13 protein-coding genes are annotated in these 16,868 nt (G+C 65.9%); 9 read left to right on the plus strand and 4 right to left on the minus strand.

Annotation, left to right across the window (positions count from 1 at the left end):
- Positions 1–181 precede the first annotated feature (181 nt).
- The 4 genes from ACI1US_RS05920 (at position 182) to ACI1US_RS05935 (ending at position 4,748) form a co-directional block, all read left to right on the plus strand.
- Positions 182–1,381, plus strand: a complete 1,200-nt coding sequence (locus ACI1US_RS05920) for a multidrug effflux MFS transporter (RefSeq protein WP_461638952.1) — start codon at positions 182–184, stop codon at positions 1,379–1,381.
- A gap of 43 nt (positions 1,382–1,424) precedes the next feature.
- The gene (locus ACI1US_RS05925) at positions 1,425–1,997 is read left to right on the plus strand and encodes a TetR/AcrR family transcriptional regulator (protein WP_461638954.1); all 573 of its coding nucleotides are present in this window, start codon (positions 1,425–1,427) and stop codon (positions 1,995–1,997) included.
- Between the two features lie 141 nt (positions 1,998–2,138).
- Entirely contained in the window at positions 2,139–3,245 is a 1,107-nt protein-coding gene (locus ACI1US_RS05930; RefSeq protein ID WP_461638956.1) for a fatty acid desaturase family protein, read from the plus strand.
- 39 nt (positions 3,246–3,284) lie between these two features.
- Positions 3,285–4,748 carry a phytoene desaturase family protein gene (locus ACI1US_RS05935; protein ID WP_461638958.1) on the plus strand — a complete coding sequence of 488 codons (1,464 nt, stop codon included), beginning with the start codon at positions 3,285–3,287 and terminating at the stop codon, positions 4,746–4,748.
- Between the two features lie 414 nt (positions 4,749–5,162).
- On the opposite strand, the gene ACI1US_RS05940 is transcribed toward ACI1US_RS05935, so the two are convergent.
- Positions 5,163–7,754, minus strand: coding sequence for a helix-turn-helix transcriptional regulator (locus ACI1US_RS05940; protein ID WP_461638960.1), 2,592 nt, complete (start codon positions 7,752–7,754; stop codon positions 5,163–5,165).
- A 147-nt stretch (positions 7,755–7,901) separates the two neighbouring features.
- Positions 7,902–9,662, minus strand: coding sequence for a bifunctional 3'-5' exonuclease/DNA polymerase (locus tag ACI1US_RS05945; protein WP_461638962.1), 1,761 nt, complete (start codon positions 9,660–9,662; stop codon positions 7,902–7,904).
- Between the two features lie 341 nt (positions 9,663–10,003).
- Here ACI1US_RS05945 and ACI1US_RS05950 point away from each other — a divergent pair, with 341 nt between their 5' ends.
- Positions 10,004–10,210, plus strand: a complete 207-nt coding sequence (locus tag ACI1US_RS05950; protein ID WP_042544966.1) for a cold-shock protein — start codon at positions 10,004–10,006, stop codon at positions 10,208–10,210.
- Between the two features lie 249 nt (positions 10,211–10,459).
- Entirely contained in the window at positions 10,460–11,044 is a 585-nt protein-coding gene (locus tag ACI1US_RS05955; protein ID WP_461638964.1) for a CueP family metal-binding protein, read from the plus strand.
- 655 nt (positions 11,045–11,699) lie between these two features.
- On the opposite strand, the gene ACI1US_RS05960 is transcribed toward ACI1US_RS05955, so the two are convergent.
- The gene (locus ACI1US_RS05960; RefSeq protein WP_461638966.1) at positions 11,700–12,422 is read right to left on the minus strand and encodes a glucosamine-6-phosphate deaminase; all 723 of its coding nucleotides are present in this window, start codon (positions 12,420–12,422) and stop codon (positions 11,700–11,702) included.
- Between the two features lie 11 nt (positions 12,423–12,433).
- Entirely contained in the window at positions 12,434–12,928 is a 495-nt protein-coding gene (locus tag ACI1US_RS05965) for an inorganic diphosphatase (RefSeq protein WP_461638968.1), read from the minus strand.
- Between the two features lie 117 nt (positions 12,929–13,045).
- On the opposite strand from ACI1US_RS05965, the gene tilS reads away from it, so the two are divergent.
- The 3 genes from tilS to ftsH all read left to right on the plus strand — a co-directional run bounded on the left by tilS (position 13,046) and on the right by ftsH (position 16,866).
- Positions 13,046–14,140, plus strand: coding sequence for a tRNA lysidine(34) synthetase TilS (gene tilS / locus ACI1US_RS05970; protein ID WP_461639010.1), 1,095 nt, complete (start codon positions 13,046–13,048; stop codon positions 14,138–14,140).
- Between the two features lie 35 nt (positions 14,141–14,175).
- Positions 14,176–14,733: a hypoxanthine phosphoribosyltransferase gene (gene hpt, locus ACI1US_RS05975; RefSeq protein WP_416549850.1), complete on the plus strand. Its 558-nt coding sequence runs from the start codon at positions 14,176–14,178 to the stop codon at positions 14,731–14,733.
- Positions 14,734–14,841: 108 nt separating this feature from the next.
- Positions 14,842–16,866, plus strand: a complete 2,025-nt coding sequence (gene ftsH / locus ACI1US_RS05980; protein WP_416549849.1) for an ATP-dependent zinc metalloprotease FtsH — start codon at positions 14,842–14,844, stop codon at positions 16,864–16,866.
- Positions 16,867–16,868: the final 2 nt, after the last annotated feature.

Raw genomic sequence — 16,868 nt, forward strand, 5'->3', positions numbered from 1 at the left:
ACTAACGCACGGTGGGGGCGCGGCGCGACTTCGCGGCTCCCGCAGCCGGTAGCCCGTCAGTCCGGAGAGCCAGCCGAGTGGCGCGGGAGAGCATCGAGCGTATATATTTGGTCAGCTACCGAACGGTAGGTAGTCAATTCTCATTGATCTCCCACTGAGATCCCCACGGAAAAGGACACCCATGTCACACGATCAGCGCCTCCCGCGCGCAGGTCTCTGGTTCGCCATCTCGCTCGGCCTCGTCACGATCCTGGGCCCCGCCGGCACCGACATGTACCTCGGATCGCTGCCCGAGATGGTGTCCGAGCTCGGCGCTTCGACCGCGCAGGGGCAGCTCACCCTCACGGTGTACCTGCTGGCGATGGGAGTCGGGCAGCTGTTCTTCGGGCCGATCATCGATGCGGTGGGGCGCCGCTGGCCGCTGCTGATCGCACTCGCGGTTTTCCTGCTTTCATCGGTGTGGGCGGCGATGAGCGGGACGATCACGATCCTGCTCGCCGCCCGCTTCCTGCAGGGACTTGCGGCTGCGATGACGCTCGTTGTCGCCATGAGCATGGTGCGCGACCGCGCGAGCGGAACGCGGGCCGCACAGCTCTTCGCGCTGCTCATGACCATTGAGGGACTCGCCCCAGTCCTGGCCCCCACGGCAGGAGGGTTCATTGACGCCGCGTGGGGCTGGCGTGCGGTTCTCCTCGTGCTCGCCGGGCTCGCCGCGGTCGCGCTCATCAACACGACCGTGAGCCTTCCCGAGAGCCTGCCGCGCACGGGGCGCTCATCCCTGCGGCTGGGGAGCGTGCTCCGCGCCTACGGCGTGATCATCCGCGACAGCCACTTCCTGTTGCCTGCGCTCGGTCTGTCGGCAGTGTTCTTTTTCCTCTTCGTCTACATCGGGGGCGCGACGTTCATCTATCAGGGCGTCTACGGACTCGACACCGACGCCTTCGGGCTCGTCTTTGGCGGCACGGGCACTGCCGTGCTCCTCGGCGCGGTATTCGCCGGTCGTGCGGTGAAACGGTTCGGCGCAGCAAAACTGGCGGTCGCCGGGGCGGTGCTGATCCTGATCGGCGCGACGCTCGGCATTGTGCTCAGCCAGGCTGGTCTCGGGCTGTGGGGAATCGTCGCGGGCATGTTTGTCGCCCTGCTCGGCCTCGGCATGAGCGAGGCGACACTCATGGCGCTCGCAATGTCTTCGCAGGAGGTGAACCTCGGCAGCACGGCGGCGCTGCTCGGCGCGTTCCAACTCATCATTTCCTCGCTCGCTACCCCCTTGGCCGGGGTGCTTGTCCCTGGCGGCGCGCTGCCCTGGTTGCTCGGCATGGCGCTCACCGCGGTCGTCGCACTTGTTATCGTTAGTGTCAGCGCACGGCGAGCCCGGTTGTAGCCGAACTCGGCGCGCATACACGGTGAGGGAGTACACGGAAACTATGTCGCTGAGCCCCGCTGCAGAGCGCGTCTGCGTTGCCGCCCTCGAACTCCTCTCCGATCGCGGCTATGACGGATCCTCGCTCGGCGAAATCGCACGTATGGCCGGGATGCGCAAGGCCTCCCTCTATTCCCACTTCACCGGCAAAGACGAGCTCGTCTCCGCCGCGCTCGACATGTCTCTCAGTGCGGAACGCGAGTTCGTTGTGCTGTGCTTTGCTGAGGATCGCGGCGCGTTGCCGGGTGGCGTGTACCTCGAACGCGTCACCGACAGGTACCGCATGGCAGCGAGCCTCAGGTTTCTGCTGCGCACCGCCTACGCGCCGCCGCTCGCGATCCGCGAGTCAATCATCCGCCACTACCGCGCGTTCCTCGCGGAAGTGGACTCGCTGTTCCGCGCAGGGCTGCCCGAGCACCTCGGCGACGCCGAGCGGGATCACCTCGCGCAGGCGTACCTCGGCGTCGTCGACAGCATCCAGGTTGAGCTGCTGTACGGCGAAGCCGAATCAGTGGAGCAGCGCCGCGCAGCTCTCTGGCGGATGCTCACGGGAGCCGCGGCGGCCACCAGTCCGTAACCTGCGAGTTGCGCGCCGGAACCTGGTACATGCAGCTTGCGGTACAGGTGGCCGGATACGCTGAGGCCAGCGATCGGCAAATGCCAGTGGCTTGACCAGAGCAGCTCCTGGAGTGGCTCGGAACGGGAATAGGTGCCGATCATGACGAGCGCTCCTCAAACACTCGACGGCCTCGGTCCGCTGCGCTTCACTCGCGCCCGCGCCGAAGACTTTCCCCCCGTGGCGAAGGCATACTCGAGCATCTCGCAGGTCGCGCGCGAGACCGGCCTGTACGCCCGAACCCCCTGGTTCTACGCGCTCGTGGGCGTCGGCATCACCCTCGGGCTTGCCGCGACGATCACCGGCTCGATCCTGCTCGGCGACAGCTGGTTCCAGCTGCTCATGGCCGCATCGTTCGCGCTGCTGTTCACCCAGATCGCGTTCCTCACACACGAGGCCGCGCACCGCCAGATCCTCTCCACCGGCCCCGCAAATGACCGGCTCGCGCGCGTACTCGCCGCGAGCATCGGCATGAGCTACGCCTGGTGGGACTCGAAGCACACCCGCCACCACTCGAACCCGAACCGGGTCGGCAAGGATCCCGACATCGAGATCGACACGATCTCCTTCATCGAGGAAGACGCCGTCAAGGCGCGCGGGCTTCTCCGCTTCATCACGCAGCGCCAGGGCTGGCTGTTCTTCCCGCTGCTCACCCTCGAGGGCCTGAACCTGCACCGTCACAGCCTCGTCTACCTCTTCCGCCGCGAGCCGATCAAGGGGCGTTGGATCGAGTTGTCGATCATCGCCGCGCGCTTCGTCGTGATCCTCGTGCCAGTGTTCATGTTCCTGCCGCTCGGGATGGCGTTCGCCTTCATGGGCGTGCAGTTCGCCGTGTTTGGTGTCTACATGGGTGCATCGTTCGCGCCGAACCACAAGGGCATGCCCGTCATCGCCCACGATGCGAAGCTCGACTTCTTCTCCAAGCAGGTGCGCACCTCGCGCAACATTAAGGGTGGCTGGTGGGCAACGACGCTCATGGGCGGCCTGAACTACCAGGTCGAGCACCACCTCTTCCCGAACATGGCGCGCCCGAACCTCTCGAAGGTGCGCGTGCTCGTGCGCGAGCACTGCAAGACCCTCGGGGTGCCCTACACGGAGACCTCGCTGCTGCGCTCGTACGCGATCGTCATCGAGTACCTCAACCGGGTGGGCCTCGCCGCTCGCGACCCGTTCGAATGCCCGATCACCGCGGAGTACCGCAGGGCCTAACGGATCTCCAAAGCGACGGCCGCGCTACACTCTGGAACTATGCAGTTCTCAAGTGGCGCGGCCGTCGTCGGCTCGGGCCCGAACGGTCTCGCTGCGGCGGTCACGCTCGCGCGGGCCGGCATCCCGGTCACGGTGTTTGAGGCGAACGACACCATCGGCGGTGGATCGCGCACCACCGAGTTCGTCACGCCCGGGGTGCGCCACGATGTCTGCGCGGCGATCCACCCGATGGCGCTCGCGACGGAGTTCTTTCGGCAGTTCGAGCTCGAGCGTCGAGTCGAGTTCGTCGTGCCGGACGCCTCCTACGCACACCCGCTCGACGGCTCGGCGGGCGACCGCGCCGCGATCGCCTACCGTGACCTCGGGCGAACCGCCGCCGAGCTCGGGCGAGACGGCACCAGTTACGAGAGGTTCTACCGGCCGATCCTTAGCAGCCTTGACGGGATGCTTGATCTGTCGCTCGGCGGTGCCCTGCTGAGATGGCCGGGGGACCTGCGCGCCGCGGCCGTGTTCGCCGCTCGCGCGCTCGAACAGGGCTCGCCGCTCTGGAACCAGCGCTTCCGCGAGGCGTCGGCTCCCGCGCTCATCACCGGGGTGGCCGCGCACAACGTCGGGCCGATGCCCGCGCTCGCGAACGCCGGGGTTGCGCTCGTGCTCGGGGCGCTCGGGCACGCGAGTGGCTGGCCCGTGCCCGTTGGCGGGTCGCAGGCGATCACCGACGCGCTCGCCGCCGACCTGCTGGTGCACGGTGGACGCATCGAAACGGGAAGGGCGATCGCGGACGTACGCGAACTCAGCGGCTTCGAGGTGAAGCTGTTCGATACTTCCGCGCGGGCACTGGCACAGATTGCGGGCGACATGCTTCCGGCCAGGTATGCGCGGCGGCTGCGGAAATTCCGTTACGGCAACGCGGCCGCGAAGCTGCACCTGATTCTCGACGGCCCGATTCCCTGGCGCGACGAGCGGGTCGCGCAGTCGGCGACCGTGCACCTGGGCGGTACACGGGCCGAGATCGCGGTGGCCGAGCGCCAGGTGGCACGCGGCAAACACGCGGCACGGCCCTACGTGCTGCTGACGCAGACGGCCGCGTGGGACGCTGACAGAAACCCGGCGCCGCTGCACGCCGTGACCAGCTACACGCACGTCCCGCGGGGATCGACGGTCGACGTGACGGAGACAGTGCTGTCGCAGATCGAGCGGTTTGCGCCGGGGGTGCGGGATCGTATCGTCGGGCACCGTGTCACCACGGCTGCCGCGCTCGGCGAGCACAATATGAACTATGTCGGAGGGGACTTCAGCGCCGGGGAGGTCTCGCTGGGGCAGCTGGCCGCACGGCCTGTCCTGGCTGCGGACCCGTGGCGCACGCCAACGCCGGGCATCTACCTGTGTTCGTCCTCTGCGGCCCCCGGCCCGGGGGTGCACGGCCTGCCCGGGTGGTACGCGGCGCGTTCGGCGCTGCGGCACGAGTATGGCTTGGGGGCGCCCGAGCTCGGGCTCGGCTGAGCGGGAGCTTCCTCGGGCCACGCTGTGCTTGCCGGAACCTAGCTCGCCGCGTGCGAGCCGCGAGGGGGAACGGTTTGGTGTGTGGGGAGTCGCAATATTTGGGGGAAGCGATAGGGGGGAAGCCCTTCCCCACACACCAAACCTCTCTCACCGCTATACCGAACTTGGGGGAAGGTATGTCATCGTTGATGCGGGTGAGGAGCCGCCGTTTGGTACAACGGGGGCTGTCAAGAACGATACGGGCCCGGAATGCCGACAGGGCACCGGAATCAGCGATGTTGGGTATCCGCACTGCAGCTTTGCGTAGTGGCTCAGGTGGGTTCGAGCCCGTAAACACCTGGGAACAGAGTGTTTTTACGCGCGCACTAGGGGCCGTGGAGTAGCTTGCGTGCCACTGCTCAGCCGGATGTGCCGTTACGTGGCTTCTGGCGCGATCCCCGATGCGGCCTTCGCAACACTCGACAGTGCCGTGCTGAGGTCAGTGCGTGACGAGAGCCCAAGCTTCTTCATCGAGCGAGCAATATGGTTCTCGACGGTGCGCACGCTCAGCGTGAGCCTGTCGGCGATCTCTCGATTGCTCAACGTTGCCGTGAGCGGTGCAATCTCGAGCTCGCGAGGAGTGAGTGTTTCGACGGCCGGTTGACGCTTCATAAACACGACACGGCTCAGCGGTTCGCGGAAGACCTGGAACGATTGGCGGGCCTCGTCGACCGCGCGCGCGTACTCCGGAGTCGACGTAATGCCCTGATCCCGATTCGAGAATTCAATATCCTCGAGAAAATCTGCGGCACTCGCCAGTTCGGGCAACCCCGAAAGCCGCGAGATGTGGAGAATGATGTTGGGGTCCTGCTGCATGGCGGCCCGCGCGAACGCGGCGAGCTGGGTGGCCCATGCGTAGACAGGGTGGCGCCCCAGCTGCTCCATGAGTTCGAGCGAGGCCTCGTTGGGGTCCAGCTGAAACGCAAACCGCAGCGACGACCAGCATGCGTCGAGGAACGACCGATCGTAGCACTCGCGTGCCTCCTGCAAGAAGCGTTGCCCGGCCGTGCGGCGATCTCCCGAGAGCAGCACCTCGAGCGCGTCACCGAACTCCGCGCGCATGCCGGGCATCGGGCCGCGAAGGCCTGCGTAGCTCCGGCTTTCGACAAGCAGGGACCGGGCGATATCAACGCGTCCGTCGCGGTGGTGCAGGAACGCCGACCACCTGAGCATCGCGGCGTAGAGCACCGCGTAACGGAGGTCGAGATCGCCAATCGAGAGGGCCTGGCTCAGAATCCGGCGGGCATCAGAGACTCGCCCGAGCGAGAGCAGGAGCTGAGAGCGCACGTAGGAGTCGACGAGAAACGGGAGGGGGTCGTCGCCTGGCATGAGGTTCAACGGGTCAACGAGAAGCGCCTCGATCGAATCCTCGAGCGCCGCGTGGCGCACGAGCGTGATGAGCCGCGCCTGCTCGGCAATGACTCGCTGCAGCGGCAGCGTATTCGGGAGCTCGTCGAACAGAGAGATGGGGAGAATCTCGCCCGTCGCTGTCCGAATGTAGGCGGCGACGGTGGCACTGAAACCCACCGGGTCCTCGCCCGCGGTGGCCAGCCAGCTGTCGACGACCTCGCCCTTGCCCTGCTCCGAGAACACGGTGTAGATGTTGTAGGCGTCGAGCCCCGCAGCATAGTCGGGATGGCGTAAGCGCAGCTCCTCTGCGTGCCGCGAACTCGGGGGCGACTGCTCAGTCTGGAGCATCTGTTCGTGGAGTGCGAGCTGCAACAGGTCTTCCGCACTCGCGGTCTCAGACGGCGTGTGCTCGAGCACCTCCGTGGCCGTGGCGGTGTAACCGCCCGACTGTACAAGCGCGTCGAGGTACGCGATCGCGCGCGGAGCGTCTTGCTTCCGCCGCCAGTCACGCGACGACAGCGCAAGGCGCTGCTCAGTCTCTTCGCGCAGGTAGCGGGCGAGACCCGCGTTATGCGTTTCCTGGGTGTCTGAGTGCTGTGCCTGGGTGTCGATCCGCAGACGCGGGCGCTCGGGCCTTCGGGTGCTCGATGTCTCGGCACGCGAGAGCTGCTCGAGAAGTCCGGCCGCCGAGAGATGCAGCAGGTCGATCGGCCGCTGCCGGAAATAGTCGGTGATGAGGGCCGGCCGAGGTGAGATGCGCGACTGCCCGTGCGGATCCTTGAACGTCGTGATGAGGCCGCTCCTGGTGAGCGCCTCCGCCGAGTCCGGATCGAATTCGTGCACCTGCTCCGCGGTGAGGTTCCCCGCGAGCGCGAGCGCATGAAGCAGCCTGAGCGGAGCGTCCGGCAACGGAGCGATCAGCCGCTCAATGGTCTCCTCAAGGTGCGGGTTCCACAGGCGACGCTTCGTTGATACCCACCGACTCGCGTTCTGGTGGATCTGTTTAGTGGACTGCGCCGCACGAATGATGTCTGCCGCGATTCCGGTGATCCCCGACGACATCGAAAAGATCTCGGAGGTAATTTCGGGGCTCACTGCGTCGCTGAGTAGCGATTCCGCGAGCACTCCAACCTGCTCAAAGCTCAGCGCCTTCAGTTCTACCCGGGCCTCGGCCTTCAGCACGTGTGAGACAACCCGTTGCGTCGAGGTCAGATGCTGGAAGGGGGCGCTGACGAACACCCCGGAGATATTGCTTCGCTCAAAGAGCGGCGCGAGTGCTTGCGCGGAGGGGAGATCAAGCCACTCTGAATCGTCGATGAGGATCACGGTGTTGGGGGTGCGGCTGAGCTCGATCGCGATCACGTCGCGCACCTCACTCGGAGTGGCCTGCTGGTGCAGGCGGTCGGCAGGCACGAGGGTCTCGCGGAGCGCCGCATACTTCAGCTCTGACAGCGAGGGTTCACCCGCGACGCGAGCGACAGAAAAGCCGAGGGCAGCGAGCGCGGCTTCGAGTTCGTTGAGCAACGAAGTGCGGCCGAACTCGCGGCCGGCCACCAGTCGGACTGACTTTTGCGCGCGCACGTGGCCGAGTAGGGTATCAAGCTCTTTAGCGCGCATGTAACTTATCCCCTAGATCGGTGTTGATCTGCGCGCAGTGGCGCATTCACGGGATGATGCTGAATGTTTTGGATGACCACTCAGCGATGTGACAGGAGTCTACAACGGTGTCAGGGGCTTGACCATCTCCGCAGTCAGACTTGAGTACTATTCGGTCGCTGCGCGGTCGGCGACGCGGAGGTCGAGCCTGAAATCGACCGGAGTGTGCCCGAAGAGGATCCTGCCCGCGGTGTCGGCAGACTCACGGACGATCTCCGCGACCGCCTCGGCGTGCTCCTCCGGCGCGTGAACAATGATCTCGTCGTGTAAGAAGAACGCAAGGTGCGGGACCCGTGAAAATCCAGGGCCCGAGGCATAGGCAGCCTGTGCCTCGGACACCGGGGGGAACGAGGTGAGCCTGCGGCGAATCTCTCCAAGCCAGGCGAGTGCCCACTCGGCGGCTGTGCCCTGCACCACGAAGTTGCGCGTAAACCTGCCACGATCGCGTGCGGTGCGCCGTGCCACGTCTTCGTCGCGCCGGGTGGCTCCCGGCAGGCTGGCAGCTGACTGCACCTCACGCCATTCTGGTTCGGCTGGGGGCGACGACCTGCCCAGCCAGGTGCTGACGGTGCCGCCGCGCTCGCCGATGCTCGCGGCCTCGTCAACGAGGCGCATCGCCGCAGGGAACACCCTGCGCAGACGCGGAACTAAGCGGCCGCTGTCGCCGGACGTTGCGCCGTACATCGCGCCGAGCATGGCCAGCTTTGCGTCGGCGCGGCTTTCGATCGATCCGCTCTCGACAATTCCGGAGTAGAGGTCGCGGCCGCGACCCGCGCGCGCCATCGCCTCGTCGCCGGAGATCGCAGCGAGCACGCGGGGCTCAAGCTGTGAGACATCCGCCATGATGAGCTTCCAACCCGGGTCAGCTCGCAGCGCGGGCCGCAGCTGTCGCGGTAGCTGCAGCGCGCCGCCGCCGCTTGAGGCCCATCGTCCTGTGACGACGCCGCCGGGCACGTAGACCGGGCGGTAGCGCCCGTCATGCACCCACTCATCGAGCCAAGCCCATCCGTTGGCAGAAAGTAGTCTCGCGAGTTTCTTATAGGTGAGTAGCGGCGCGAGCGCAGGATGCGTGTGCTCAGCGAGCTCCCACTGCGACGTCGACGCGACGTCAATGCCCGCGGCGCGGAGCGCGCGAAGGAGCTTCGGGGGCGAGTCGAGAGCTGCGTTTGGGTCCCGGAGAGCTTCGCGCACTGCCGTGCCGGCTGCGGCGAGTTTTGCGGGTTTCGCGTCGTAAGTTGCCGGCCGCGGGCCGAGCGCCTCCGACAGGATGCGATCGTGCTCGGCTGTGTCCCAAGGAATGCCGGCCGACGACAACTCGGCGGCGACCAACGCCCCCACGGATTCGGCCGCGAGCAGAAGCGATAGTCGCCCCGGCTCGGTAGAGCTTTTGACAGCTTCGCGTTGGCGCGCAAACTCGCTGACCGCCTCATCGACCGACTCGGGGGCGTGCTGCGTGACCGCAGGGGCCTCAATGTCGAAGAGCGTCGGGAATCTGCCCGGGGTGGATGGTTCTGGCACCGACGCATCGCTCACCCAGTGGGAGGCCGCCATGAGTGGCCCGGGCTCGGTGACGAACGCTGAGTTGCTGAGTATCTGATGACACAGCCGGAGATCGTGACATCTCGCGACTTTGACTCCCGCGGCAAGGAGCCCGGGATAGAGATCGGCGGTGCTTGCCCAAACCCATCGGGGTGACTCGGCGAGCTCGAGCTCCGCAACGAACACGCCGAGTTCCGTTGCGGACACCTGGATGCGCTGCATCTCGGTTCCCTCTGCGGATATCAGCACAGCCACGAGGCCGCCAGCCACACCGCGCGCCAGGAGGCACCACCGAGTCGGGAGAGCGGCGGAAGTTCGAATCGGGGGCACAGGTTAACGGTAGCGGCCTCGTCCGACATGCGCGGCCACTGCCGGAGTGAGGGGAGACGCAACGTGAGTAGAGGGCCGTCTGGCCTTGCGTATGAGGTAACTCAAGGAAAACTCAAAAGTTAAGGAATCATCACGAAATTTGCTTCAGCAGCGTTTTAGGCGGTAGTGCGGTAGGGTTACTCATATCGGCGCTTTCTTTCCGATTGCTTCGCCTCAGTGTCTCACAGCCGCTGGTGTGTTTCCCCGGGCTGTCCCGCTGATACAAGTTCAAAATCGCGCATTCGCGCGACCATTACGAGCTGCCATTTCTTGGCGGCTCCGCATCACAAAGGAATGCTCTCATGGCAACCGGCACCGTTAAGTGGTTCAACAGCGAAAAGGGCTACGGCTTCATCGCACCAGACGATGGCTCAGCAGATCTCTTTGCGCACTTCAGCGCAATCGAAGGAAGCGGACGCCGCGACCTCGAAGAGAACCAGCAGGTAGAGTTCGACACCGAGGATGGCGCTCGCGGCCCGCAGGCCGTGAACATCCGCAAGCTGTCCTAAGCGACGCTTAATCGAAAGGGTGCCATCCGGCTCGGGTGGTGCCCTTTCGTGGTTTTAGGGCAGACTACGGAGCCCGTGAGCCGAGCCTGCTGAGACCCTCGTGCCCACGTGCTCTGCACGCGTGCTCGGCACGCTGGCCGGCGTGCATGCTCGGCACGCGGCTCGGCGCTCATGCTCGGCACGCCGCCCGGTGCGCATGCTCAGCATGCGTCCAGGAAAAGCTCGGCTCGCTCTGCCAAGGTACCCAGTATGGGTATACGCACTGCACTCGTTCCGCTGCTCGCCGCCGCAGCACTCCTCTTCACCGGGTGCGCTTCCGCACCCGCCGAGGAGGAAGCAGGGCCGCCGGCCGCTCTCGAGCAGATCGCTGCGCTCGGAATCGACACGAGCGATCCGCAGGCGCTCGTCGAGGGGCTCGACACGCTGCCCATCGCGAGCCGCCCGAGCCCCGACACGCTTGTTGCATCCGTACAGCCGCACGAGGTCGTGCTGCAGCCGGGTGACATTTCGCTGCCGCTCAGCGATGCCGGCTTCTATTTGTCGATAGCGCCCTACGTCGACCAGACGCACCCGTGCTCCTTCCACAGCCTCACGACCTGCCTCGGCGAGTTGCGCAACACTCCGATTGAGCTCACGATCACCGACGCTGAGTCCGGAGAGGTTGTCACGAGCGAGATCACGGTCACGGCCGACAACGGCTTTGTTGGTGTCTGGCTGCCGCGTGACGGCGAGTTCGACGTTCGCATCGTGGGCGAGCAGGGAACCGCGGAGACTCGCGTCCAGACGCACGAAGATTCCCCGACCTGCCTGACGACGATGCAGCTCACCGCGTAACGCAGCGCCCGGAAGCCGCCGCACTCGCGTCCCCACACCCCCGATTAATCTAGTCCGAGCCGTCCTTGCCCCGCGCAAGGGTCGGTCTGGATTATTCGGGTCGGCGAGGAACCTGAGGAGCGCGGCATTGCCCGACTCGCTGGAAGGCCACAACCACCAGGCCCGACGAATGCGCCTCGGGAGCTGCGAAACGCACATGGCCCGGGCCCCTCTGCTTCTCGAGGCAAGGGCGCGAAGCGCCCGCGGCAGCCGCAACCGCGAACGTCGGTAGGAGGCACCGTAGCGAAGCAGTTTTGCTATCGCCATACACTCGCCAACGCGAAACCTGCCCACTCTGGCTCGCTCAACAGACATGTCCTCAGCGAAGTCATGAGTGTTTGGCAGCAAAAATGCCATGACCTCGCTGAGGTCATGGCATTTGAGCGTTCGTCATCGCTGAGGTCTGCTCCTTCAATCGTGAAGAACACGTAACCTTCGGAAGCCGCCGCACTCGCGCCCTCACACCCGCGATTAATCCAGTCCGACCCGTTCTTGCCCCGCGCAAGGGTCGGGTTGAATTAATCGGGGCGCTGAGGATGCAGTGTGGGCCCGCGGAAGAATCCACGGGCCCACACTGCGTGAGGCGAGATGCCTCGGTGCGATTGGAGCTGAAGGGCTACCGCAGCTTCGAAGCCGCGGCGGTGTCGAGAATGTAGACCACGTTGTCGTGCAGCTGCGCGAAACTCGCGGGCACGTTCTCGGTGACCGGCCCCTGAATAGCGGCGGCGACCGCAGCTGCCTTTGTCTCGCCAATGGCGAGAATGACGAGCTTGCGCGCCTCCATGATGGTGCCGAGGCCCTGGGTGATCGCCTCGGTCGGCACATCGGCCTCGGAATCAAAGAACCGCGCGTTGTCAGCGATGGTTTCAGCTGACAGCTGCACCCGCCGGGTGCGCGAATCACTCGCAGAACCGGGCTCGTTGAACCCGAGATGCCCGTTGCGGCCAATCCCCAGAATCTGCACGTCCACGCCACCCGCGGCCGAGATATCGGCCTCGTAGGCGGCGGCTGCCTCGGCAGAAGCCTCTGCCGAGGGCACATCAACGAGCTCGGGTGTGAGGCCGATTGGCTCCACGACCGTTCCCGTGATGACTGAGTGATAGCTCTCGGGGTGGTCGGCGTCGATGCCCGCATACTCGTCGAGCGCGAAACCGCGAACACGTGACATGTCGAGCGCTCGTTCGCGGGCGAGCTCAGCCCATGAGCTGTAGAGCGCGAGGGGTGACGACCCGGTTGCCAGGCCAATCACCGCGTCGGGCTGGGCCGCGATCGCGTCGAGCACCTGCTCCGCAGCGAAGCGCCCGAGGGCAGCCGGATCGTCGAAGACGCGTACGTCCACAGGGTCTAGCCTCAGTGTCCCTGTGCAGCGAGGCGCTCCTGCGCCTCAACGATGAGCTTTTCAGCGTCTGCCGCGGAGCCCCACGAGTCAACCTTGACCCACTTGCCCTCTTCGAGATCCTTGTAGCGCTCGAAGAAGTGGGTGATCTCCTTGCGGGTGTACTCCGGGATGTCCTCGACGTCCTGGATGTGGGTCCAGCGGGGATCCTTCACCTGCACAGCGATGACCTTGTCGTCGCCGCCTGCCTCGTCGAGCATCTTGAGCACGCCGACGGGGCGAACCTTGATGCCAACGCCGGGGAACACGGGGTAGTCGAGCAGCACGAGCACGTCGAGCGGGTCGTTGTCTTCACCGAGGGTTTCCTCGAAGTAGCCGTAGTCAGCCGGGTAGACGAAGCCGGTGTAGAGCACGCGGTCGAGGTAGACGCGACCGGTCTCGTGATCGATTTCGTACTTGTTGCGACTTCCCTTGGGGATCTCGATGACGGCGTCGAATGCGGCGGTCATGCGCGCTCCTTAGTGCTTGCGGTCGATCGGTGTCGGCCTGGTTGCGAAATATTGCCGAGGCTAAGGCTACCCGATGCACGCCCACGGTAGCGTAGAAGCGTGGACCATCCCGAGTTTATGCAGATCCGCCGCGCTGTTCGCGCTGTGCTCGTTCCGCAGCTGGGGGAGTCGGCGGGAGCTCCGCTCGCGCTCGTCGCGCTCTCCGGTGGAGCGGACTCGCTCGCGCTCGCGGCGGCGCTCGCTGCAGAGGCCCCGGGTGCCGGGTGGCGGGCGGGAGCGCTGATTGTGGATCACGGGTTGCAGCCCGGCTCCGAGGAGGTTGCCGGCCGTGCAGCCGAGCAGGCTCGTGCCCTCGGCCTCGATCCGGTGGACGTGCGACGCGTCGCAGTGAGCGCGGGCGCGGGGCCGGAGGCAGCCGCGCGTGCGGCACGGTACCGCGCGTTCGAAGCGGGCGCGCTGGCTGCCGGAGCCACAGCGATCCTCACTGGACACACGCGGGACGACCAGGCCGAACAGGTGCTGCTTGCCCTGGCGCGAGGCTCGGGCACGCGGAGCATCGCCGGTATTCCGGCGGCACGCGAGCTGGCGCAGGGGTGCGAGCTGCTGCGGCCGCTGCTTGCGGCCGATCCGGAGATCACGCGCGCGGTGACGGCCGCAGCGTGCGTCGAGCTCGGGCTCGTGCCCTGGCAGGATCCCCACAACAGCGACCACACCTACGCGCGAGTGCGCGTTCGCGACACTGTGCTGCCGCTGCTGCGCGAGGAGCTGGGGCCCGGCGTGCAGCGCGGGCTGGCCCGCAGCGCCGATCTCGCAGCTGAGGATGCGGCTGCGCTCGACGACTGGGCCGAACAGGTGGTCGTGGATCTCGCGGAGTTGGCCCCGCGGCCGACCGAGCTCGACGCCGCGGACCTCCCGGAAGGCGCGGAGGATCTCCCAGCCGCCTATCTGCTCGGGAAGGCAGGCATTGACATGCTCGCAGCGCTGCCGGCAGCTGTCAGGCAGCGAGCGATCCACCGCGTCGCCCGAATCGAATTCGGGGTGAGCCTCAGCCGCGAGCAGACGCTCGCCATCGCGCGGCTCGTCACACACTGGCGGGGGCAGGGGCCAGCCTTCGTCTCGGGGCTCCGGGCTACCCGGTCTCGCGACGCGCTGCGGATCGAACGCCAAACGGGATCTCCGCGCACTTCAGCCTCACCGTGGGCCGAAAGCTGACCCTCCACCCATCCACAGCGCACTACGATGGACGGATGGACGCGAAACACCTTGGCGACGACCTGACGGTAGTGCTGCACACAGAGGAAGAGCTGAAGCATCGGCTCGCAGAGATGGCCCGCGAAATCGAACGCGACTACCCCGACGAGCCGCCGCTGCTCGTAGGCGTACTCAAGGGCGCGGTCATGGTGATGGCCGACCTCGCGCGCGAGCTGAACTTCCACGCACAGATGGACTGGATGGCGGTGTCCTCGTACGGGGCGGGCACGAAGTCGAGCGGCGTCGTGAAGATTCTCAAGGATCTCGACGCAGACATCACCGGCCGTGACGTGCTGATCGTGGAAGACATCATCGACTCGGGCCTCACCCTCTCGTGGCTGAAGGAAAACCTTGAGAGCCGCGGCGCGAAGTCGGTGCGGATCTGCACGATGCTGCGCAAGCCCGATGCACTGAAGGTGGAGGTTGACGTCGCATACGTTGGCTTCGATATCCCCGTCGAGTTTGTGGTCGGCTACGGCCTCGACTACGCCGAGGACTACCGCAACCTCCGTGACGTCGCGATCCTCGCGCCGCACGTCTACGCGGGCGACTAACCACGGCATCACTCCGCCCTGAGCGGACAACCGATTCGGGGCACGAGAAGTGTCAGACGTCTCGGATACGCTTAACTCGCTGTATTCTGCCGATCGAAAGGCCCAGACTTGGCTGACAAATCGCCTGAGACTCCGACGAAGGGTCGGCGCCTGCTGCGTGGCCCCTTCGTCTACATCGCCATTGCCATCGTTTTCGTGCTGCTGGGCTGGTCGTTCCTGTCGGGAGCGAACACCCGAGAAGTGAGCACCGAGCGCGGCCTCGAGCTCATCGCCGAGGGCAAGGTGAAGCAGGCGGAGATCATCGACGGTGACCAGCGGGTCAACCTCGAACTCACGAAGGCAGACAAGAAGGCCGGCAGCGACAACGTCTTCTTCTACTACGTCAACCAGCGTGGCGGCGAGGTTGTCAAGGCGATCGACGAGGCGAAGCCCAAGGACGGCTTCAACGACGTCGTGCCGAAGCCGAACCCCTTCTGGTCGCTGCTCGGCTTCCTGCTGCCGCTGCTCCTCATCGGCGTGCTGCTGTGGTGGATGATGTCGTCGATGCAGGGCGGCGGTCGCGGCGTCATGCAGTTCGGCAAATCGAAGGCGAAGCTCGTCACGAAGGAAACCCCTGTCGTGACCTTTGCCGACGTCGCGGGTGCCGACGAGGCTGTCGAAGAGCTCGAAGAGATCAAGGACTTCCTGCAGGATGCGTCGCGCTTCCAGGCGGTCGGCGCGCGCATTCCGAAGGGCGTGCTGCTGTACGGCCCTCCCGGCACGGGCAAGACTCTGCTGGCGCGCGCGGTTGCGGGCGAGGCAGGCGTACCGTTCTACTCGATCTCCGGTTCGGACTTCGTCGAGATGTTCGTGGGCGTCGGCGCGAGCCGCGTGCGAGACCTCTTCAAGGAGGCCAAGGCGAACGCTCCGGCGATTATCTTCATCGACGAGATCGACGCGGTCGGTCAGCGCCGCGGCCAGGGCATGGGCGGCGGCCACGACGAGCGCGAACAGACGCTCAACCAGCTGCTCGTCGAGATGGACGGCTTCGACCCGAAGGCAAACGTCATCATGATCGCCGCGACGAACCGCGCCGACATGCTCGACCCCGCGCTGCTGCGTCCGGGCCGCTTCGACCGCCAGATCGGCGTCGACGCACCCGATATGCGCGGCCGCCTGATGATTCTGCAGGTGCACGCGAAGGGCAAGCCGCTCTCGCAGAACGTCGACCTTGAGGTCGTCGCGCGCAAGACCCCCGGGTTCTCCGGCGCAGATCTCGCGAACGTGCTCAACGAGGCAGCGCTGCTCACCGCGCGGTCGAACGCGCAGCTCATCGACAACCGCGCCCTCGACGAGGCAATCGACCGTGTGATCGCCGGCCCGCAGCGCCGTACCCGCGTGATGAAGGATCAGGAAAAGCTCATCACCGCCTACCACGAGGGCGGCCACGCACTCGTCGCAGCGTCGCTGAACCACACCGACCCGGTGACGAAGGTCACGATCCTGCCCCGCGGTCGCGCGCTCGGCTACACGATGGTGATTCCGCTCGAAGACAAGTACTCGGTGAGCCGCAACGAGCTGCTCGACCAGCTCGCCTACGCCCTCGGTGGCCGCGTCGCAGAGGAACTTGTGTTCCACGACCCGACCACGGGCGCTGGTAGCGACATCGAGAAGGCGACTTCGACGGCCCGCAAGATGGTCACTGAGTACGGCATGAGCGCAGCGGTTGGTCCCGTGAAGCTCGGCCAGGCTCAGCCCGGCGCATTCATGGGCGAGTTCGGCCAGTCACGCGACTACTCCGAGGGCCTTGCCGTGCAGATCGACTCCGAAGTGCGCGCACTCGTGGAGCAGGCACACAACGAGGCCTACGAGCTGCTCGTCGAGAACCGTGACGTGCTCGACTTCCTCGCGAAGGAGCTCCTCGAAAAGGAGACCCTCGATCACAATCAGCTTGCTGAGATCTTCCGCGATGTGAAGAAGCTGGCACCGCGGCCGACGTGGCTGTCGCACGACGGTAGGCCCGTCTCGCAGCGCCCGCCGATTGAGGTGCCCGCGGCAGTGCGGACCGACGGCCCGACGGCCGAGAAGGTCGCACAGGGTGAAAGCTCGGCGCAGGATCCCGTAGATCCGCAGCCGGGAACCCCGACGGAGTAGCC

The sequence above is a fragment of the Leucobacter sp. BZR 635 genome (assembly GCF_048061935.2).
Taxonomy (GTDB): domain Bacteria; phylum Actinomycetota; class Actinomycetes; order Actinomycetales; family Microbacteriaceae; genus Leucobacter.

Excerpts from the sequence above, each read along its gene's own strand:
- ACI1US_RS05940 (WP_461638960.1), bottom strand. The coding sequence starts at position 7,754 with ATGCGCGCTAAAGAGCTTGATACCCTACTCGGCCACGTGCGCGCGCAA.
- ACI1US_RS05920 (WP_461638952.1), top strand. The coding sequence starts at position 182 with ATGTCACACGATCAGCGCCTCCCGCGCGCAGGTCTCTGGTTCGCCATC.
- tilS (WP_461639010.1), top strand. The coding sequence starts at position 13,046 with ATGCAGATCCGCCGCGCTGTTCGCGCTGTGCTCGTTCCGCAGCTGGGG.
- ACI1US_RS05965 (WP_461638968.1), bottom strand. The coding sequence starts at position 12,928 with ATGACCGCCGCATTCGACGCCGTCATCGAGATCCCCAAGGGAAGTCGC.
- ACI1US_RS05935 (WP_461638958.1), top strand. The coding sequence starts at position 3,285 with ATGCAGTTCTCAAGTGGCGCGGCCGTCGTCGGCTCGGGCCCGAACGGT.
- ACI1US_RS05955 (WP_461638964.1), top strand. The coding sequence starts at position 10,460 with ATGGGTATACGCACTGCACTCGTTCCGCTGCTCGCCGCCGCAGCACTC.
- ACI1US_RS05950 (WP_042544966.1), top strand. The coding sequence starts at position 10,004 with ATGGCAACCGGCACCGTTAAGTGGTTCAACAGCGAAAAGGGCTACGGC.
- hpt (WP_416549850.1), top strand. The coding sequence starts at position 14,176 with ATGGACGCGAAACACCTTGGCGACGACCTGACGGTAGTGCTGCACACA.
- ACI1US_RS05925 (WP_461638954.1), top strand. The coding sequence starts at position 1,425 with ATGTCGCTGAGCCCCGCTGCAGAGCGCGTCTGCGTTGCCGCCCTCGAA.
- ACI1US_RS05930 (WP_461638956.1), top strand. The coding sequence starts at position 2,139 with ATGACGAGCGCTCCTCAAACACTCGACGGCCTCGGTCCGCTGCGCTTC.